Genomic DNA, 19,218 nt, shown 5'->3' with positions numbered 1-19,218 from the left:
GGTGTAAGGAACCTCAGGTCGGGCAACATCGCCCACCATGGGCGGTGGGGTAGGCAGGCGGTCTCGGCTGCTCGGTGAGCGGTACCGGCTGATCGATCAGCTCGGTGCGGGCGGCATGTCGGTGGTCTGGCGCGGCTTCGACGAGGTGCTCGGCCGGCAGGTCGCCGTGAAGGTGCTCGCTTCCCGGCTGGCCAGCGACCGGGCGTTCCGGCACCGGATCCGGGTCGAGGCACAGGCTGCCGCCCGGCTCTGTCACCCCAACATCACCAACGTGTACGACTACGGCGAGTCCGAACAGGGTGGGGTGACCGTGCCGTACGTGGTGATGGAGCTGATCGACGGCGGCCCGTTGACGGCGCGGTTGGCCCGTGACGGACACCTGCCGTGGCGGGAGGCCGTGACGGTGGCGGTCGAGGTCGCCTCCGCGCTAACCACCGCCCACGCCCGAGGTGTGGTGCACCGTGACGTATCCCCGGGCAACGTGATGCTCACCGCCACCGGGGTGAAGGTGGTCGACTTCGGTATCTCCGCGCTGGTGGGGGAGAGCGAGAAGGGGCCTGACGGGGCGCTGCTCGGCACCCCGGCCTACCTTGCCCCGGAACGGCTCGACAACGGCCAGGTCAGCCCGGCCACCGACGTGTACGCGGTAGGGCTGCTGCTGTACCGGATGCTCACCGGTCGGCTGCCCTGGAAGGCGGGAACCACCACGCAGATGCTGCGCGCACACATGTACCGCGAGCCGGACCCGATGCCCGACGTACCCGGCCTGCCGGGCGACGTCGTCGACCTCGTGCAGCGCTGTCTGGCGAAACGACCGGCGGACCGCCCGGCCACCACCGAGGTGGCTCGGAGGCTCGCCGACGCGGTCGGGAAGGTACCGGTGTCCCGCTGCTCGGGTGCCTCCGCTGCGTCGCGGCTGATCGATGCCGGCACCACGATCCTGCCCCGGTCCGCCGCGACCGACGCGCTGCCCCTGGCTGGCCCACGCCACCGCCGTGGTCTGCTGGACCGGCGACGTCGGGTGGAGGCGGTGGCGGCTGCCGCCGGGCTGATGGCCGTCACCGCGTCAGTCTGGGGCGTCACGTCGCACAGCCCGGCCAGTGGCGGCATCGACCAGATCGCCCAGGCACGGGTCGGCGGGGGATCGCCCGTTGCCTGTCAGGTGAACTACGTACTGCGCAAGGACTCCGGTCGGGACTTCACCGCCGAGGTGAGCCTGACCAACACCGGGGACAACGAGCTGCGGGACTGGATTTTGAGTTTCGCGTTCCCCGGCGGCCAGGAGGTGACCGGCGCGACGCCGGTGCCGGCACGGCAGCAGGGCCGGGCTGTGACGGTGCAGCCGGCTCCGCAGCGTCCCGCGCTGGCGCCGGGTGCCACCGAGAAGCTGACCCTGACCGGGCGCTACACCGGGACGAACCCGCTGCCGGTGGAGTTTCGGGTGGGCCCGGAGGTGTGCGGGGTGCAGGTCTCCGGGGTGGCCGGTACCGAGCCGGCCGGCAAGCCGGCCCCCACCACGTCGGCTACGGCCAAGAAGGTGCAGGCCACGGTTGGGAAGGCGGGTTCGGGCGGGGCCGGAACGAGGAGCGAGCAGCCCAGGGCTGACAAGCCGCCCGCCAAGAGCAGCAGCGGCAGTAAGGGAAAGGGCGCCAAGGGCAAGGGCGGTACGGGTATGGACGAGGACGGCGACCGAGGGGACGGCGACCGAGGGGACGGCGGTGGCCCGCGGGGCGGGGACGAGCCCCAGCCCGACAAGCCCGGGGCGAGGCCCCCCGGCGTTGAGCCGACCGGTCAGGGCAGCGTGGAAAAGCGCTGAACCTGCTCGATGGTCCCCTCCACGATGAGGATCGTGTCCGGGGCGAGGTCCAGTCTGTCCGAGACGTACCGGTAGCGGTTCTCGCCCGGTTGTCTGATTCCGACCACCCGTACGCCGTACCGCTCCAGCTGGATCTCGCTCGCGCAGTGGCCGGCGAGCGAACGCGGTACGCGGACCCGCGCCACCGCGAAGGCGTCACCGAACTCCACGAAGTCCAGCATGCTGCTGACGATCAGATGGGCGAGCCGTTCACCGGTCTCCGCCTCCGGCGAGATCACGTGGTGTGCACCGACCGAGGAGAGGATCTTCGCGTGCTGCGCCGAGGTCGCCCTCGCCCAGATCTGCGGTACGCCAAGCTCCACGAGAGCCAGCACGGCGAGCACGCTCGACTCCACTGACGCACCGATCGCCACCACCGCCCGACTCACGTCCGACAGGCCGAGCTGGCGCAGCGCGTCCTCGTCGGCCGCGTCGGCCTGCGCCACCTGATCGAGCATCGGCGACCATTTCTGCACATGCTGGGCGTCCCGGTCGATGGCCAGCACGTCGCGGCCGAGGGCGGAGAGCGACTCGGCCAGATGGCTGCCGAACCGGCCGAGGCCGATCACGGCGATACCACCCGCGTCCGGTTTCCTATCCGACAATGGGTTGCTCCTCTGGGTAGCGGTAGAGCCTGTGTCGGGTGTTCAGAGCGATCGCCGAGCCGAAGGTGAGCGGCCCGACCCGGCCGAGGTACATGAGTACGGTGAGCAGCAACTGACCACCGTCGGACAGCGACGACAGCACGCCCACCGAGAGGCCGGTGGTGCTGAAAGCCGAGGTGACCTCGAACAGCGCGGCGTAGAACGGAAGCTCGTCGGTCATCCCGATCAGTGCGGCGGTGCCGGCGGCCACTATGGCGACGCTGAGCAGCGCGACGGTGAGGGCCTGCCGCTGGCTGGCGGTGGCGATCCGACGATGCCCGACGGTGACGTCCGGCTCGCCCCGGACCTCCGCCCAGATGACGAAGGCGAGCAGGAAGAAGGTGGAAACCTTGATTCCCCCCGCGGTGCTGGCGCTACCGCCGCCGATGAACATCAACCCGGTCAGCAGGGGGTAGCTCTCTTCCCGGAGCAGATCGGTCGGCACCACCTCGAAGCCCCCGGTGCGGGCCAGCGCGATCTGGGTGAACGCGGCGACCACCTTGCCGGGCACGTCGTACTGGCCGACCGTGAACGGGTTCGCCCACTCGGCGACCAGGAACGCCGTCCCACCGAAAGCGATCAGGGCGGCACTGCCCCAAATGGTCAACTTGGTGGCGACCGCCCACCTGGCGGGCCGCCGCCAGTGTCGTGCCACCTCGAACAGGGCCGGAAAGCCGAGACCGCCGACGATGCCGCCGAGGGCCAACGGCAGGCTGACCCACGGGTCGTTCGAGAAGGCCAACAGCCCTTCGCGGTAGAGCGAGAATCCGGAGTTGTTGAACGCCTGGATGGAGTGGAACGCGGCCGTCCAGAGACACCCCCAGAACGGTTGGTCGTACCCGAGCGTGAGCCGACCGGTGATGATGACGGTCATCGCCAGCTCGCAGGCGAACACGGTTGCGGCGATGCGCAGCAACAGACGGCGTACGTCGCCTGACCCGTACTCGGCGGTCTCGGCCTGCACCAACAGCCGGTTGTGCAGGCCGAGCCGCCGGGAGACAGTGAGGATCACGAGCGCGGCCCCGGTCAGGATGCCGAGCCCGCCGAGCTGGGTGAGCACGGTGATCAGCGCCAGTCCGGTCCCGGACCAGTAGTTCGGGGTGTCGGTGACGGTCAGCCCGGTGACCGAGATCGCCGATGTGGCGGTGAACAGTGCGGTCATGAACGAGGTGGGCTGGTACTCGACCGTCATCGGACGCAGCATCAACAGGCCGGTGCCGATCAGGATCGCCACCAGGAAGGCCAGCGGCACGAGCCGCACCGGGTGACGTAGGAACCGACGCACCTGACAATCTTCCGATTCCGCCCGCTGTGCCGGGCCGGAACCAGCATCCCCATCCCCTCACCGGCTCACCTCTGCCCCGCTCTCACGGGCGCGACGGTGGAGTTTTCACCGGATGGTCAGGTGTGGACCAACTCGCCGTCAGCCCGGCCAGGTCTGCTGAGGCAGTCTTCCGACGAGTCAAGGAGACTGCCTTGCGACGTACCCTTTCCGCTCTCGGTGTGTCGGTGACCCTGCTCGCAGCCGCCGTGGCCACGCCAATGGTCGCCACGGCGAAGCCAGCGGGCTCCAGCGACCCGGCCGGTGTGGACGACCAGCCCATCGTGATCGGCCACCGGGGCGCCAGCGGCTACCGGCCGGAGCACACGCTTGAGGCGTACCGGCTGGCGATCCGGATGGGCGCCGACTACATCGAACCGGACCTGGTGGCCACGGCCGACGGCGTGCTGGTCGCCCGGCACGAGAACGAGATCAGCGGTACGACCGACGTGGCGGTCCGGCCTGAGTTCGCTGACCGCCAGGCGACGAAAGTCATCGACGGTGTGTCGGTGACCGGCTGGTTCACCGAGGATTTCACCCTCGCCGAGCTGCGTACCCTACGGGCCAAGGAGCGGCTGCCGCAGGTGCGGGTGACCAACACCGTGTTCGACGGGCAGTTCCAGGTGCCCACCTTCCAGGAGGTGATCGACCTGGCCCGGGTCGAGGGGAAGGCGCGGGGCCGGGTGATCGGTGTCTACCCGGAAACCAAGCACCCGACGTACTTCGCCTCGATCGGGCTGCCGTTGGAGGAGCCGCTGGTCGAGGTGCTTCGCCGCAACAAGATGACCAAGCGGAACGCCCCGGTGATCATCCAGTCCTTCGAGACCGCCAACCTGCGACAGCTCGACCGCATGATCGACGTACGGCTGGTCCAGCTGCTCAGTGCCGGCGGCCGGCCGTACGACTTCACCGTGGCCGGCGATCAACGCACCTACCGTGACCTGGCCACCCCAGTCGGCCTGCGGTGGATCGCCCGGTACGCCGACGGCGTCGGGGTGCACAAGGATCTGATCGTGCCCCGCGACGGTGCCGGCGATCTGCTCGCCCCCACGACGCTGATCAATGACGCGCACGAGGAGAAGTTGGTCGTGCACGCCTGGACGTTCCGGGCAGAGAACCAGTTCCTCCCGGCCGACCTCCGGATCGGCACCGACCTGAACGCCCGCGGCGACATCCAGTCCGAGTACGAACTGTTCTACCGTCTCGGCCTCGACGGTGTCTTCACCGACCACCCTGACACCGCCGTGGCTGCCCGCGCCGCCCTGCCCCGCCGCTGACCCCGCTCACCGTCACCGCACCGATCGGCCCGCCGTCCGCCCCCCGGCCGGCGGGCCCCCCAACCCGTCCGCCCAGTCCAGTCCCGCCGGATTCTGGTCTGACGAGTGGTTCCTGATCCGGATGGATCTCGGTGCCCGGACGCGGGGCGGGAGGCCCGGGTGTCCCCGGTGGCCGGTTGTCGGCGGTGACCGCCCACCCCGCGACAGGTCTGCGTCAGCCGTTCAGGTCGCGTCGACGACGTAGCGTCAGGAAGCTCACGCCGAGCACGATCGCGCCCAGACCCAGGGCAGTGATCATCAGGAGACCGCCACCTCCGGAGGTGCCGGTGATCGGCAGCTTCGAGCCGGTCGGCGTCACTGTCGGACCGCCGGTCGGCGTCATGGTCGGGCTGCCGGTCGGCGTCGCTGTGGGGCTGCCGGTGGGGGTTGGGGTGGGGCTGCCGGTCGGTGTGGGGGTGGGAGTAGGGCTGGCGCTGGCGGCGCAGGTGTGAGTGAGGACGAACTGTAGGCCGGGATCGGGATCACCGGTCACGACTGCGGTGGCGGTGATCAGGGTCCAGCCTGCGGGCAGGATCACCCACGCCTTGCTGGTGCCGATCCGGACGATGGCGCTGTCCTCGGCGTCGGGGATGGTCACGTCGACCATGCCATCGTTGGGCACGCTGAAGGTGGCGGTGACGGATACGAAGTCCCGCTGCACCGACGGCAGGTTGAACACCCAGACGTCCCGGTTCGGGTAGGGTCCGCCGCCGAGGTTCGGGTCGCACTCCTGTTCGAAGTCGGCCGCGGTGGTCGGGACGTTGCCCGGGTTGATGTTGATGCTGGTGTCCTCGATGGGCTGGGAGCGTGGGGGTTGCGCGAGGGCCGAACTCTGGGTCATCACCAACGCGATGCCGGCCGTCATCATGACGGCAGTGACTCGAAACAGTTTCACGATCTTCCCCGTGGTGAAGGTGCGTGTAGCGGGACATCGCCAGCCTAGGGACCTATAGCGCTATTTGTCCGTAAAAGCCCTTTGTGAGGCGCGCTGCCAGGGCATGGCTCTCGACCACACACAATGCGGAACGGCTGCCGCTCGACGTTTCCGGGCTGCCGGACGGGCTGGTCGGGGTCGCCAACACGGTGAACCTGTACTGGCTGGCGCTGGCGTACCTTCTGGTGGTCAGCCGTTGAGCAGGTCGTACGCGGCGGTCGGCGCCTGCTGGGCCTGCTCCTCGGTGAACGCGACGACCGCTGGGGTCGCGCCGAAGTCGAAGTACTCGACCACGTACTCGGATGCCTTGTTCTTGCCGGCAGCCGGGATCTCCAGCGTCAACGAGGACAGGTTGCCGTCCGCGCCGACCACCGCGCTGAACGGGAGCTGGCCCTCGGCGTCGCCGAGGGCGGCCACACCCTCCAGGGCGTCGGCCAGTTCCGGTGCTGCGGACAGGTCCACCACACCGGTGTACGTACCCGGTTCGCCGGCCTGGACGTCGGTGGCCGCGCGGATGATCGCGTCGGTGTTGCCCGGGTCGGTGCCCTCGTAGGTGGGTAGCGTGTCCGGCTCCTCGACCCTCGCCGGGTCCAACTCCATCCACTTGGTGGGTAGCTTCATCAGCTTCTGGATGTCCTGGGCGCCCTCGAAGTTCACCTTCACCCAGGTGCGTGACTCGACCATCCGGAAGGACATCTCCAGGGTGAAGTCCTCGTCCTTGGTCACGGTGTCGATGTTCATGCCCTGGTTCACCGGGTCGACCACCCCTGAGACATCGCCCGAGGCGTCGCTCGTGGAGAAGCGGAAGGCCGGGTCCTGGTCGTTCGGTACGGCCGCCAGCAACTCCTGTTTCGGGTCAGGCGGTGGTGGGGCCGCTTCCGGGGCGGCTTCGTCTTCACATCCGACCACCAGAGTCGCGGCCAGCAGGGTGGCGGCCAGGGCCGCGAGACGCCGGTACGCGGCGGTGGTGCCGGTGCACTGAGTCATCTCGTCTCTCTCTCCGGTGTCGAACGGGAATGGTAGAACACACTCCAGGCGGCGGCCCCGGTCGTGCCGCCGTGCCGCTGGTAGAAACGTCGGATGAGTCAGGAACGGACGGCGGTAAGGCAGCGGGCCGAGGCGGTGCTCCAGCGGCTGGCCGGCGCGCAGGCCCGGCTCCGCGAGGATCAGTGGCGGGCCGTCGAGGCGCTGGTGGTGGACCGGCGTCGGGTGCTCTGCGTGCAGCGCACCGGGTGGGGCAAGTCTGCCGTGTACTTCGTGGCGACGGCGCTGCTGCGGGGGCGCGACGGTGACGACCCGCAGGGCGTGACTGCTCCCACCGGCCCCACGGTCATCGTGTCGCCGTTGCTGGCGCTGATGCGCAACCAGGTCGACGCCGCAGCTCGGGCCGGGATCCGGGCCCGCACCATCAACTCGGCGAATATGGACGAATGGGATGGGATCACCGCCGAGATCCATGCTGGCGCGGTGGACGTGCTGCTGATCAGCCCGGAACGGCTCAACAACCCGGACTTCCGGGACACCGTGCTGCCGAAGCTGGCCGCCACCACCGGTCTGCTGGTGGTCGACGAGGCGCACTGCGTGTCGGACTGGGGGCACGACTTCCGGCCGGACTACCGTCGGCTGCGTACCTTCCTCGGCAACCTGCCCGAGCACACCCCGGTGCTGGCGACGACCGCCACCGCCAACGCCCGGGTGAGCCGGGACGTGGCTGAGCAGTTGGGTAGCGAGCCGGCCGCCGCGACCGGGCCGCGTCCGGACGTCCTGGTGCTGCGTGGCAGCCTGGACCGAGAGTCGCTGCGGCTGGGCGTACTCGACCTGCCGAGCCCTGCGCACCGACTCGGTTGGCTCGCCGATCATCTGGACCGGCTGCCCGGTTCCGGCATCGTCTACACGTTGACGGTGGCCTCGGCGACCGAGACCGCCGAGTTCCTCCGCTCGCGCGGTTGGGCGGTCGCCGCGTACACCGGGCAGGCAGAGGACGCCGACCGCCGCGCCGCCGAGCAGGACCTGCTGGACAACAAGATCAAAGCATTGGTGGCCACAAGCGCGCTGGGCATGGGATTCGACAAACCGGATCTCGGCTTCGTCGTGCACCTCGGTGCGCCGCCGTCGCCGATCGCGTACTACCAGCAGGTGGGTCGGGCCGGGCGGGCCGTCGAACACGCCGAGGTGTTGCTGCTGCCCGGCGCCGAGGACGCGGCGATCTGGCGGTACTTCGCCTCGCTGGCGTTCCCGCCGGAGGAGCAGGTCCGTGCGGTACTGGCCGCGCTGCACACCGACCGGCCGCTGTCGACGCAGGCACTCGAACCACTTGTGGACCTGAGGCGGGCCCGGTTGGAGCTGATGCTCAAGGTGCTCGACGTGGACGGCGTGGTCCGCCGGGTGCGGGGTGGTTGGCTCGCCACCGGCGAACCCTGGACCTACGACGAGGCCCGGCTGCGCCGTGTCGCCGCCGCCCGCGCCGCCGAACAACAAGCGATGATCGAGTACGCGGCGACGACCGGCTGCCGAATGCGCTTCCTACGCGAATCCCTGGACGATACGGGGGCGGTCGACTGCGGCAGATGCGACAGGTGCGCCGAGGCGCTCTTCCCGCCCGACGTGTCGGCGGCGGCGCTCACCGCCGCGCAGACCTTCCTCGGCCGCCCCGGGGTGCAGTTCGCGCCGAAGAAGCTCTGGCCGACCGGGCTGGAATCGGTCGGCGTACCGCTGAAGGGGCGCATCGCGCCGGCGGACCAGGCACTGCCGGGCCGCGCCGTCGGCCGACTCTCCGACCTCGGTTGGGGCAGCCGGCTACGCGGGCTCGTCGCGCCCGGTACGCCGGATGGCCCAGCGCCCGACGACGTGACCGCCGCCATCGTCGAGGTGCTGAAGGCGTGGGCGCACGGTGATGACCCCTGGCCGACTCGACCGGCCGGGGTGGTCTCGGTCAGCTCCCGGCGCCACCCGACGCTTGTCGGTTCGCTCGCGGATCGGATCGCCGCCGTCGGGCGGCTGCCGCTGCTGGGCCAGGTGATCTCCACCGGTTCGGTGGCCGGTGACGAGTCGCGTGGCAACAGCGCACAGCGGGTACGCACCCTGCACGGCACCCTCACCGTCCCCGCCGAGGTCGCCGCCGCCGTCACCGGTCTGGGCGGTCCGGTGTTACTGGTGGACGACCTTGTCGACTCCGGGTGGACCATGACGATGGCGGCCCGGGAACTCCGCCGCGCCGGTGCCGTCGGCGTGCTGCCGCTCGCTCTCGCCGTCGCCGCCTGACGGTGCGACCGCAACCACGATCGGGTCGGCTCCCCCGCTGCCGGATCGGGGCGACGGTACGGTGGGCGCATGGCTGACCAGGCACCCGACGCACCCGCGCTCGGGGTGGTGCGTACCGCTGTGCGGGGGGCCGCAGACCAGGAACCCGACGCGGATGCAGCCGACGAAGTCGTCGGCGCGTCTGCGACAGGCCGGGAAGCCGGTGCGGCTTCGACCGTACCGGATCGTGCCACACTGCGGTTGGCTCTGGTGGTCGGCGGGCTCGTGCTGGCGGTGCTGCTCGGGTTCGGGCTCGGGCGGATCAACGGGGGCGGCGCCTCCGTGGCGGCCGGTGGCCCCGACAGTGTGCTCGCCGAACACACCCACGCCCCCGGTACCGGCGCACACGCGCACGGAACCGACCAGGACGCGGCGGCCGAGGCCGGCGGTCTGGCGATCAGCAGCGACGGTTACACCCTGCGCCCACTGGTCGCCGAGTTCGTTGCCGGGCGTGCCAGCGAGCTGCGGTTCCAGATTCACGACGGGCAGCGCCGCGCGGTCACCCGGTTCGCGGTCGTGCACGACAAGCCGATGCACGTGATCGTGGTGCGTCGGGACCTGTCCGGTTATCAGCACCTGCACCCCACGATGGCGGTGGACGGCACCTGGTCGGTGCCCTTGACACTGCCCACGTCCGGCATTTGGCGTGCGTACGCCGATTTCACGGCCGTCGCCGACGACGGCCGGCAGACGGCGACGACGCTCGGGGTCGACCTGGTGGCGCCCGGCGACTACGTGCCCCGTGAGCTGCCCAGTCCAGCGACCACGAGCACTGTCGACAGTTTCGCCGTCGAATACCGTGGGGTTGCCCGACCCGGGCTCACCGTGCCTGTCGACTTCCGGGTCACCGGTGCCGACGGCGCGGATCCGGCACTGGAGCGTCACCTCGGCGCGTATGGCCACCTCGTCGCACTACGCGAGGGTGACCTCGGCTACCTGCACGTGCACCCGGAGGCAGAGCCGGTCGACGGGGCGATCCGGTTCTGGCTCACCGTGCCTACGCCCGGACGCTACCGCCTCTACCTTGACTTCTCCACCGGAGGAGTGGCACGCACGGCGGAGTTCACGGTGTCGGTGCTGTAGCGGGTCAGCCGGCTGTCCGGCGCATCGGCGCGGCGGCGGGGTCGGCGGGCCGCCGGATCGGCCGTCGCGCGAGGTAGCGCAGCAGGTCACGGATGTGGTGTTTCTCCTCCGCAGGCACCGACGGATCCGCCAACCGTTGCAGGATCACCCGCACGTCCGCCTCCACCGTGCCGTCGCCGCCGCGTCGCTCCGACCCGGCGCCCGCGTCGGGCAGGCCGAGGGCGCGGAAAGCCGCCGCGACAGGCAGGTCGAGGGCCGCACAGAAGCTGCGGACCTTCGCCAGTTCCGGGTAGTCGTGCCAGTCGCCGGCCAGCCAGCGGAAAACGGTCGAGCGACCGACGCCGGTGTGGGCGGCCAATTCCGTGACGGTCCAGCCGCGCTCGTCACGGGCGTCGTCGATGGTACGGCGCACGAAACGCGCGAAGGCCATCTGCGGCGAAACCTCTACCGAACCCATCCGGTGGGTCTTACCTCCCGACCGGCACCCGACGGTGCGCTCTTCGACAGTAGTACGGGAAAGGGCGCCGAACGATCGACTGAATGACCCGACGATCCCGACAGCCGGGGACGAATTCGTCACACCGTCGACGACAGCTGCGCGAGCAGTGTCTCCAACCGGGGCGTGACCTGCCACTGGTCGACCAGGTCCCGATACTCCTCGCGTTGCGCGGCGGTCGGGTCGATGTCGGTCCGACGGGCCCGGACGAGCAGGTTCCGCGGGGTGTGCGCGGAGTCGACGAACTCGACCACCTCGGCCCGGTAGCCGTGCAGCCGCAGCAGCCCGGCACGCAGCGAGTCGGTGAGGACGTCGGCGAAGCGCTCCCGCAGGATGCCCTGCCGGGTGAGCAGATCGTACGGCGACGGAGCGGGACGGTTACGCAGCTGCGCCGCGACGTCGTGGTGGCAGCACGGCGCGGCGAGCACCCAACGGGCGCGCCAACCCACCGCCCGGGCCAGCGCCTCGTCGGTGGCGGTGTCACAGGCGTGCAGCGCCAGCACCAGGTCGGGTGGCGGATCGACGGTCGCGTCGGCGATCGTGCCGGCGACGAAACGCACCTGTCCGGCCCAGCCCAGCCGCTCGGCCAGCTCGGTGTTGCGGCGGCGCTGATCGTCGCGTACATCCACCCCCACCAGTTCGACGTCGAGGCCCGACCGGGTCAGGTAGCGGTACGCGGCGAAGGTGAGGTACGCGTTGCCGCAGCCAAGGTCGACCACCCGCAGTGGGCGGTCCGACTGCCCGGACAGCCGCCCGTCGGGGAGGGTGGCGGTGAGCGCCCGCAGGAACGCGTCGACCTGCCGGCGTTTGGCCGCTGAGCCGCCGATCGTGGCGAAGAGCGGGTCACCGGGGTCGAGCAGGTATGCCTTGCTCCGGTCGTGCCCGGAGACGGTCGCGGCGGCCGACCGGCTCGCCGTGCTGCGGTGCACCTGGGCCTCGCCCGACTTGGTGACCCGCAGTTGCAGGGTGGCGTCGATGGTCTCCACGTGCCAGTTGCCGAACGGCTCGGCAAGCAGCGCCTCCACCGCCGCCTCCGCCTCCGGCCCGGGGCTCAGGTTCCGGGTGTGTGGCCGGGCCCCGTCGGAGGTGGAGATCTGCAGCCGCTGGCCGGCCTTGAGCGCGACGGGACGCAACTCGGCCCGAACCGTGGCGGGACGCTCACCGCGCCGTCGTCCGGCGGCCACGGCCCGGGTGAGAGCCGGTCCGAGCAGCATCGAGCGGACCTCGGCCAGGGCGGAGTGCAGTGGTTCGGGCATCGTTCCATCTTCCGGGACGGCGGCACCAGCCGCTCGCCGCCTCAGGGGTGCGTCGTCAGTCGGTGGTCGGCTCGGCCGGCGTACCGCCGGAGGCGGTACCACGTCGGCGGCGGCGTCGGCGCGGGCGCGCAGCGGCCTCACCGGCGGCGTCCTCGCCTCGTCCGGTGGCCGTCTCGACGGGGGTGCTGTCGACGTTCGGCGAGGCGGTCTCGGTGCCCGTCGTCGCCTCGCCGGCCCGTCGGCGTCGGCGTCGCCGGGGCGTTCGGGTGCCCTCCGAGACGGTGCTCTCGGCGGTGGCGTCCAGCGGGATGTCGCCACCGTCCTGGCCGCGACCGGAGCCGCCGCGGCCACGCCCGCCCTCGCCGCGACCTCTGCGGCGTGCACCGCGTGGCTCGCCGCGGCGGGGGCGGCCACCGCCGAGGTCCTCCTCGACCTCGGCGGCCAAGCCGGCGCGGGTACGTTCTGCGGAGGGCAGGGTGCCGGTGACCTCGGTGGAGATGTGCAGGTCGGTGTAGAGGTGCGGCGAGGTGTGGTAGGTCTCCGGTGGCTCGGGCATGTCCAGGCCGAGGGTCTTGTCGATGATCCGCCAGCGGGGCATGTCGTCCCAGTCGACGAAGGTCACCGCGACACCGCTCGCGCCGGCACGACCGGTCCGGCCGATCCGGTGGGTGTAGGTGTCCTGGTCTTCCGGGCAGTCGTAGTTGATCACATGGGTGACGCCGCTGACGTCGATGCCCCGGGCCGCCACATCGGTTGCGACCAAGGTGTCGATCTTGCCGGCCCGGAATGCCCGCAGAGCCCGCTCCCGGGCCCCCTGGCCGAGGTCGCCGTGCACCGCCGCGACCGCGAAGCCCCGGAAGTCGAGGTCCTCGGCGACCCGGTCCGCGGCCCGCTTGGTCCGGGTGAAGATGATGGTCAGGCCACGGCTGTCGGCCTGAAGGACCCGGGCCACGATCTCGATCTTGTTCATCGAGTGGGTGCGGTAGACGAGCTGTTCGGTCTGTGGTGAGGGGCCGGTCTCGGCGGTGTGACCGGCGTGGATCGTGATCGGGTGACGCAGGAAACGCCGGGACAGCGTCACGATCGGATCGGGCATGGTCGCGGAGAAGAGCATGGTCTGCCGGTCCTCCGGCAGCATCGCCAGGATCCGCTCGACGTCGTCGAGGAAGCCGAGGTCGAGCATCCGGTCGGCCTCGTCCAGCACAAGCGCGCGAACACCGTGCAGGCGCAGATGCTTCTGTTTGGCGAGATCCAACAGCCGGCCGGGGGTGCCGACGAGGATTTCCGCACCCTTGCGCAGAGCCTCGATCTGCGGCTCGTACGCGACACCACCGTAGATCGGCAACACGCGTACGCCCCGGGTACGGCTCGCGGCGGCGATGTCCTTAGCGACCTGGATGCCCAACTCGCGGGTCGGTACGACGACGAGCGCCTGCGGTAGCCCGTCGCCACCCTCGCCGGGTGCGAAGACCCGTTCCAACAACGGCACGCCGAAGCCGAGGGTCTTGCCGGTGCCGGTCGGGGCCTGCCCGATCAGGTCGGCCCCCCGCAGCGCGATCGGCAGCGCGTACTCCTGGATGGCGAAGGCGCGGGTGATGCCGGCCGTGGCCAGCGCGTCGACGGTCTCGGCACGCGCGCCAAGCTCGGCGAAGGTCGGTGCCTCCGGTCGGACCGGAGCGGTCGGGGCCAGTTCCGGGCCCTCGGTGAGGTCTTGAATCGGTTCACTCATATGGATTTGGGGGTGCCCTCTCGTGGGTGCGCCCCGTCATGTCCTCAGGGCGCGGTCGGTATGACGCGGGCCACACGGTCGGCGGCAGAGAGCCGAGCGGACCGGGCCGCACGCGTGCCGCTGGACGGACTTCGACCGGAGCGGATTTGACTCCGGCCGGATCGGCACATGCGGCAACTGCGGCCATGCTACCTGAACGGCCACGACAACGTTCCGATTCCAGGGGCGGGAACGGGGGCGCAAACGTTGTGGGTGACCTGAATCACGAGATGAGCGGCCAGGGCCGCTGAACACCGGGCATCCGGCGCGGACGGCTATCGTCGGGCGGCTACGGCGGTCGGGCCCCGACGATGCGGTGGAACCGGCAACAGGGCGGCGAGGCGTGGTGATACGCCCCGCTGTCCCTGCCGCCGGTCTACGGTGACGTCAGCGGACAGTGAAACCGACCGCCCGAGGGGACGCCTCGGCGATCTCGACGTAGGCGACCTTGCCGACCGGCACGATGATCCGCCGCCCCTTCTCGTCCGTCAGGGAGAGAGTGCCCTCGCCCCTGGCGACGGCGTCGGTCACGATCCGCTCGATCTCGGCCGGCGACTGTGCGCTCTCCAGGACCAGCTCGCGCGGCGCGTACTGCACGCCGATCTTGACCTCCACTGTGCCTCCTCCATGGGCGAAACGGCCGCCCTGCGAAGGCTATCCGATCGCGGGGGCGAAGGTCAGGCTGACTCACCTTGCAACGGGAAGCTGGCAATGCCGCGCCAGGACAGCGCCGCGACGAACGCCTCGGCCTCGGCCTTGGGTACCTGACGGCCACCGGCCAACCAGAACTGAGCGGCGGTCTCCGCCGCACCCACCAGGCCCGAGGCGAGCAACTCGGCATGGGCCCTGCTGACTCCGGTGTCCGAGATGATCGTGTCCGTGATCGCCGCTATGCAACCCTGCTCGACCCGCTCCACGCGCTGCCGCACGGCCGGCTCGTTACGCAGATCCGACTCGAAGACCAGACGGAAGGCCTCGCTCTCGTGATCGACGAAGTCGAAGTACGCCCGAACCGACGCGCTGACCCGCTCCTTGTTGTCGGTGGTGCTCGCCATCGCGTCGTGCACCTTGGCGACTATCGCGTCACAGTGCGTGTCGAGCAGTGCGAGATAGAGCTCCATCTTGCCCGGGAAGTGCTGGTACAGCACCGGCTTGGAGACTCCCGCCCGCTCCGCGATGTCGTCCATGGCCGCAGCATGGTAACCCTGCGCGACGAACACCTCCTGAGCAGCGGCGAGTAGCTGCTTGCGGCGCGCCGAACGGGGCAGGCGCGTGGGTCGACCGGCGGTCTGGGCGCCGTTCCCCACAGCGGTCATGGGAACCTCCGAGGTTGTCGTACGAGCCGGCATATCCACCCGAACCGGTCGGGGCTTCTCGACCCCGCGCGGAATTGGCCCGCCGCTGTAACTTATCGCCACTGTCGCCACACGGTAGCCTCAGCGTGGGCGACCAAGGAGCGCGCGGTGAGTGAAGCAGGGCAACCCGGTGCCGCCACCCCGGGAGAGCACGGCGACGGGACGGGTCGGCGCGATGACCTGGCCCGTTCCGGCAACGGATGGGCGGCCTCACCGGTCGACTGGTCGTGGGATCCCGAAGACGCGCCTGGTCCCGACCACGCCGGGCTGCGGTCGCAGTCACCCTCCGGCTGGGCCACCGCCTCGTCCCGCCATGCCGACCTGCCCGCTCCCATCGGTGAGCAGGCGGATTCTGAACGATCCGGCCGGGTCAACGGCAACCACGTCAACGGGCGTCAGGCGAACGGCACGCCGGCCGTGGACCAGCCCACCGCCCGCCGGCGCGCCCCGGTCAGCGCGCCTCCCGGCCTGTCCGACCCGAGCCAGCAGGACCAAAGCCAGGACCGCCTCGTCGTGCCGGCGCCCCGTCCGGTGCCCTCCGGCGAGCAGCCGGTCAACGGTGTGCCGACCCCGTCGCCCCCGGCCGTGCAGGTGCCGCCGGTAGGCACCGCCCCCTCCGGCTTCGAGATGCCACCCGGCCTGCACGCTCCCACCGCCGAACGGTCCGCCGACGGTCCGGCGGGCGGTCGGCAGCACGGCTGGGACGACGGCTTCCCGGCTGACCGCCCTCGGGCTGCCGGCATCGACGAGCCCACCGGCTGGTCACCTACCGACCGTCCCGTCGGTGACGAGGCCCGGCCCAGATGGGCTCGGCCCGACCGGGGCCGCGATTGGGCACCATCGTGGGCACGCGACGAGGATGGGCCTACCGACCGCCGGTCCGGTGAGGTGCCGACCCGGAACTGGGCCAGCGAGCCCAGCCGCCCGTACGATCCGCTGCGCGCCGAACCGACCCGACCGTACGAACCGGTGCGAGCGGAGCGGCCCCGGCCGCACGAACCGCGCAGGGACGTTGAGCCGGGTCCGGGACGACAGCCCGAGGCGGTGGACCAGCCGCCCGGCGTCGATCCGACGAGCGGGCCCCCGTCCGCACGACGTCCCGCGTGGGCGCGTTCGGCGGACCTGCCGCCAGCCGAGGACCGTCCGTCCTGGGAGACGCCCCCGACCAGCGGCGATCCGGCCAGCGCACCGCCGGCCCCACAGCGTCCGTCGTGGGCGCTGCCGCCGGTGAGTGGTGCACCGGCGGACGAGGGCTCACCGTGGGGGACGCGCCACGAGGAGAGCCAACCCTGGGGCAGCCGGGCTGGTGGACAGCCGGCCGAGGAACACCTGCCCTGGGCGCTGTCCCCGGCCAGTTCCCCGCCCGCCGACCCACCGCCGGCTGCCGCTCCGACGAGCGCCCCACCGGCCGGCACCCGATCGCCATCCCCCACCTCCGGTGCCGCACACCCCGGTGGGCAGAGCCGACGGGAGGCACCGGATCCCGGTTCGCCGCCGCCGGTCACCGAGCCTCGGTCAGCTGCCGACCCTCCCGGGTACCGTCCGTTCCGGTTGCGGCCGGTCCCGGACACGCAGGCACCCGCGCCCGCCTCAGCTCCCGTACCGCCTGACCCGGCCGACGGAACGGCCGCGCCCGGTCAAGCCCCGGATGAGCCCGGTCGTCGGGAACGCACTCCCGCCGCGCCCGTCCCGACGAGCGCGGCTCCCTATGCGGCGCGCCGCTCCGCCCCCGAGCCGGATCCGCCGACCGGGCTGGCCGGCGACAGTGCGCGGGACGACACCGCGGCAGAGTTGCCGCAGCGCGTTCCCGCCGAACCGGACGTACCCGTCGTGCCGGAGCCGCCAGCTGTGGACCCACCCGCCGAAACGCCGGAACTTGCCCGGATAGCCACCCACCTTCGCAGGGACGACGAGCCCGCCCCGCTGCGGGACCGGCCGGAAGGCTTCGACGTCAACGCGATCCTCGCCGCCGTGCGAGGCGTCGGGGGCGTACGTGACGCCGCCCTGCGACGTACCCCTGCCGGAGCACACAGCCTGCGGCTCGACCTCGCCGACGGTGCCGACCCGGCCGAGGTGAGTCGACAGGTCGCCCGGTTGTTGCAGGAGCGGATGGGGCTGGCCGCGGCACCTCGTGGCTTGCCCGCGGTCCCCGCCGGGCCGGCGCGTCGGCGCCCTGCGGAAAGCCGGAGCGAGGCAGGTGAGGTACGCCCGTCCGGGGAGCCGCGGCGTCCCTCCGCCCGATCCTGCGGCAGCCGGACGGAGCCTCCGCCGAGTCGACCGGAGAGTGCGCCGGAAACCATCCGGCGGCGCCGGCAGCCCCCCGCACCGAACCGGGGCAGAGCAGTCGTCGAAGAGCCGGGTGCGTCGGGCAGTCCGGTGACCCTCGGCTCGTCCTACTCCGGCGGGCAACTCACCACGACCGAGTCCGCGCCGTCGCGACCGCTGGACACCGGTGGGATGCCGGGCCCCCGGGTGGTACTGGACCACGTGCAGGTGAGCACGTTCGGGCTCGACGCCAACGTCGAGGTCCGTCTGGTCGCCGGCGACCAGAACGCCTCGGGGCACGCCACCGGGCCCGCCGTGGACGGGTTCGTCCTGCGGCTGTGCGGCGTCGCCGCTGCGGCGGCGGTCGACGAACTGCTCTACACCGCCGGCCCCACGGCGGAACGTGGACGATGTTTCGTGGAACACGCCGCGGTGGTGCCGTTCGGAAACTGCGACGTGGCCACGGTGGTGGTGCTCCTGGTCTGCGACGGGTGGGTCGAACAGTTGGCCGGTTCCGCCCTGGTGGCCGGCGATCCCCGGCAGGCGGTGGTGCGGGCGACGCTGGCCGCGGTCAACCGGCGGCTGGAGGCGCTGCTGGCGTGAGCCGTTCCAGGCAGACTGGAACGGTGAAACCTGCCACCCTCTGGCCCGAACGGCTGCTGCCCGCCCACTCGGTTCCGCCGCCCTGGCCGGGCCGCGAGGTGCGACTCGACGGGGCCGTCACCTACGTCCGCGAGACGCCGGCCACCCGTGCGGACGCCGAACCGGCGTTGTACGTGCACGGACTGGGCGGCTCGTCACAGAACTGGACCGATCTGGCGGGGCTGCTCGCCGATCGGCTGGACGGGCAGGCGATCGACCTGCCCGGGTTCGGTCGCAGTGAGCCGGGCCGGCGCTACACGGTGCCGGTCTTCGCCGACCGGGTGATCCGCTGGATCGAGTACGCCGACCGTGGACCGGTGCACCTGTTCGGAAATTCGCTCGGTGGTGCGATCTCGGTGCGGGTGGCCGCTCTCCGGCCGGATCTGGTCCGCACACTGACCCTGGTGTCGCCGGCCCTGCCGTTTCTCGACTTCCGCCGGTCGTTGCAGGGTCGGATGCTTCCGCTGCTGGCGATTCCCCGGGGCGAACGGGTTGCCGCCTGGCGGCTGGCTCAACTCGCGCCGGAGGTGATGGCCCAGCAGGTGATGGAGGCGTGTGTGGCCGACCTCAGCCGGATCAGCGACCAGCGTCGGCGTGAGGCACTGGAGGAGATCCGGGTCCGCTACGAGGCGGCGCACTACGCGGCGGCGTACGTGCGTACCTTCCGTGGCCTGGTCTCCAGCTTTGTGCGGTCGTACCTGCCCGGGTCGGGCTCACTGTGGCGGATGGCCGGTGCGGTGCGTGCTCCCGCACTCGTCATCGGAGGGCGTCAGGACCGGCTTGTCGACGTGCGGGTGGCGCCGCAGGCCGCGCGGGTGATCCCGGACAGTCGACTCCTGATGATCAATGGTGTCGGTCACGTGGCTCAGCTTGAGGTGCCGCGGCTGGTGGCCCGAGCGGTGCTGGGGTTGCTCGCCGAGACGGGGCGAACGGCCCTTCGGGCGGACCTGGCAGGATGACCGGGTGCACAGCCCCGGTAGCCG

The 19,218-nt window shown here is 71.3% G+C and carries 14 protein-coding genes and 2 pseudogenes; 7 read left to right on the top strand and 9 right to left on the bottom strand.

Annotated elements, in window-relative coordinates; all coding sequences use genetic code 11:
- Positions 1 to 37 precede the first annotated feature (37 nt).
- On the top strand, positions 38 to 1,816 hold the full coding sequence (locus HCA58_RS01815; RefSeq protein WP_169595949.1) for a serine/threonine-protein kinase: 1,779 nt from the start codon (positions 38 to 40) through the stop codon (positions 1,814 to 1,816).
- Here the strand turns inward: HCA58_RS01815 and HCA58_RS01810 are convergent.
- On the bottom strand, positions 1,792 to 2,460 hold the full coding sequence (locus HCA58_RS01810; protein WP_169595948.1) for a TrkA family potassium uptake protein: 669 nt from the start codon (positions 2,458 to 2,460) through the stop codon (positions 1,792 to 1,794). The two genes, HCA58_RS01815 and HCA58_RS01810, sit on opposite strands and share 25 nt — an antisense overlap.
- Positions 2,450 to 3,784, bottom strand: coding sequence for a potassium transporter TrkG (locus HCA58_RS01805; protein ID WP_169595947.1), 1,335 nt, complete (start codon positions 3,782 to 3,784; stop codon positions 2,450 to 2,452). Before HCA58_RS01805 ends, HCA58_RS01810 begins: the two co-directional genes overlap by 11 nt.
- Before the next feature lie 191 nt (positions 3,785 to 3,975).
- On the opposite strand from HCA58_RS01805, the gene HCA58_RS01800 reads away from it, so the two are divergent.
- On the top strand, positions 3,976 to 5,097 hold the full coding sequence (locus tag HCA58_RS01800) for a glycerophosphodiester phosphodiesterase (protein WP_169595946.1): 1,122 nt from the start codon (positions 3,976 to 3,978) through the stop codon (positions 5,095 to 5,097).
- Between the two features lie 214 nt (positions 5,098 to 5,311).
- On the opposite strand, the gene HCA58_RS01795 is transcribed toward HCA58_RS01800, so the two are convergent.
- Positions 5,312 to 6,031 carry a hypothetical protein gene (locus tag HCA58_RS01795; protein ID WP_169595654.1) on the bottom strand — a complete coding sequence of 240 codons (720 nt, stop codon included), beginning with the start codon at positions 6,029 to 6,031 and terminating at the stop codon, positions 5,312 to 5,314.
- Between the two features lie 128 nt (positions 6,032 to 6,159).
- Between HCA58_RS01795 and HCA58_RS01790 the strand changes: the two are divergent.
- Positions 6,160 to 6,261 (top strand): annotated as a pseudogene (locus tag HCA58_RS01790) (branched-chain amino acid ABC transporter permease); the annotation flags it as partial.
- Here the strand turns inward: HCA58_RS01790 and HCA58_RS01785 are convergent.
- Positions 6,260 to 7,057, bottom strand: a complete 798-nt coding sequence (locus HCA58_RS01785; protein ID WP_169595945.1) for a hypothetical protein — start codon at positions 7,055 to 7,057, stop codon at positions 6,260 to 6,262. The pseudogene HCA58_RS01790 and the gene HCA58_RS01785 overlap by 2 nt on opposite strands.
- A gap of 93 nt (positions 7,058 to 7,150) precedes the next feature.
- Here HCA58_RS01785 and HCA58_RS01780 point away from each other — a divergent pair, with 93 nt between their 5' ends.
- Together HCA58_RS01780 and HCA58_RS01775 are read left to right on the top strand one after the other, a co-directional pair.
- A complete protein-coding gene (locus tag HCA58_RS01780; protein WP_169595944.1) occupies positions 7,151 to 9,331 on the top strand; it encodes a DEAD/DEAH box helicase in 2,181 nt (726 codons plus the stop codon).
- Positions 9,332 to 9,400: 69 nt separating this feature from the next.
- Positions 9,401 to 10,453, top strand: coding sequence for a hypothetical protein (locus HCA58_RS01775; RefSeq protein WP_240955373.1), 1,053 nt, complete (start codon positions 9,401 to 9,403; stop codon positions 10,451 to 10,453).
- A 4-nt stretch (positions 10,454 to 10,457) separates the two neighbouring features.
- On the opposite strand, the gene HCA58_RS01770 is transcribed toward HCA58_RS01775, so the two are convergent.
- The 5 genes from HCA58_RS01770 to HCA58_RS01750 form a co-directional block, all read right to left on the bottom strand.
- Positions 10,458 to 10,910 (bottom strand): helix-turn-helix domain-containing protein, encoded by a 453-nt coding sequence (locus HCA58_RS01770; RefSeq protein ID WP_169595943.1) that lies wholly within the window; start codon positions 10,908 to 10,910, stop codon positions 10,458 to 10,460.
- 119 nt (positions 10,911 to 11,029) lie between these two features.
- Positions 11,030 to 12,205: an SAM-dependent methyltransferase gene (locus HCA58_RS01765; RefSeq protein WP_169595942.1), complete on the bottom strand. Its 1,176-nt coding sequence runs from the start codon at positions 12,203 to 12,205 to the stop codon at positions 11,030 to 11,032.
- A gap of 55 nt (positions 12,206 to 12,260) precedes the next feature.
- On the bottom strand, positions 12,261 to 13,934 hold the full coding sequence (locus tag HCA58_RS01760) for a DEAD/DEAH box helicase (protein ID WP_169595941.1): 1,674 nt from the start codon (positions 13,932 to 13,934) through the stop codon (positions 12,261 to 12,263).
- A 426-nt stretch (positions 13,935 to 14,360) separates the two neighbouring features.
- The gene (locus HCA58_RS01755; protein ID WP_099849490.1) at positions 14,361 to 14,588 is read right to left on the bottom strand and encodes a DUF3107 domain-containing protein; all 228 of its coding nucleotides are present in this window, start codon (positions 14,586 to 14,588) and stop codon (positions 14,361 to 14,363) included.
- 62 nt (positions 14,589 to 14,650) lie between these two features.
- Complete coding sequence (locus HCA58_RS01750) at positions 14,651 to 15,289, bottom strand: TetR/AcrR family transcriptional regulator (protein WP_169595940.1); 639 nt, start codon at positions 15,287 to 15,289, stop codon at positions 14,651 to 14,653.
- A gap of 1,650 nt (positions 15,290 to 16,939) precedes the next feature.
- Between HCA58_RS01750 and HCA58_RS23090 the strand changes: the two are divergent.
- Together HCA58_RS23090 and HCA58_RS01740 are read left to right on the top strand one after the other, a co-directional pair.
- Positions 16,940 to 18,196, top strand: a pseudogene (locus HCA58_RS23090) (hypothetical protein); the annotation flags it as partial.
- Positions 18,197 to 18,219: 23 nt separating this feature from the next.
- Entirely contained in the window at positions 18,220 to 19,194 is a 975-nt protein-coding gene (locus tag HCA58_RS01740; protein WP_169595938.1) for an alpha/beta hydrolase, read from the top strand.
- Positions 19,195 to 19,218 lie beyond the last annotated feature (24 nt).

The organism is Micromonospora sp. HNM0581 (assembly GCF_012726175.1).
GTDB lineage: Bacteria > Actinomycetota > Actinomycetes > Mycobacteriales > Micromonosporaceae > Micromonospora.
This window is presented reverse-complemented; position numbering and strand designations above follow the sequence as displayed.

Coding starts and splice junctions, on each gene's coding strand:
- HCA58_RS01775 (WP_240955373.1), top strand. CDS start 9,401: ATGGCTGACCAGGCACCCGACGCACCCGCGCTCGGGGTGGTGCGTACC.
- HCA58_RS01780 (WP_169595944.1), top strand. CDS start 7,151: ATGAGTCAGGAACGGACGGCGGTAAGGCAGCGGGCCGAGGCGGTGCTC.
- HCA58_RS01765 (WP_169595942.1), bottom strand. CDS start 12,205: ATGCCCGAACCACTGCACTCCGCCCTGGCCGAGGTCCGCTCGATGCTG.
- HCA58_RS01750 (WP_169595940.1), bottom strand. CDS start 15,289: ATGACCGCTGTGGGGAACGGCGCCCAGACCGCCGGTCGACCCACGCGC.
- HCA58_RS01785 (WP_169595945.1), bottom strand. CDS start 7,057: ATGACTCAGTGCACCGGCACCACCGCCGCGTACCGGCGTCTCGCGGCC.
- HCA58_RS01815 (WP_169595949.1), top strand. CDS start 38: ATGGGCGGTGGGGTAGGCAGGCGGTCTCGGCTGCTCGGTGAGCGGTAC.
- HCA58_RS01770 (WP_169595943.1), bottom strand. CDS start 10,910: ATGGGTTCGGTAGAGGTTTCGCCGCAGATGGCCTTCGCGCGTTTCGTG.
- HCA58_RS01760 (WP_169595941.1), bottom strand. CDS start 13,934: ATGAGTGAACCGATTCAAGACCTCACCGAGGGCCCGGAACTGGCCCCG.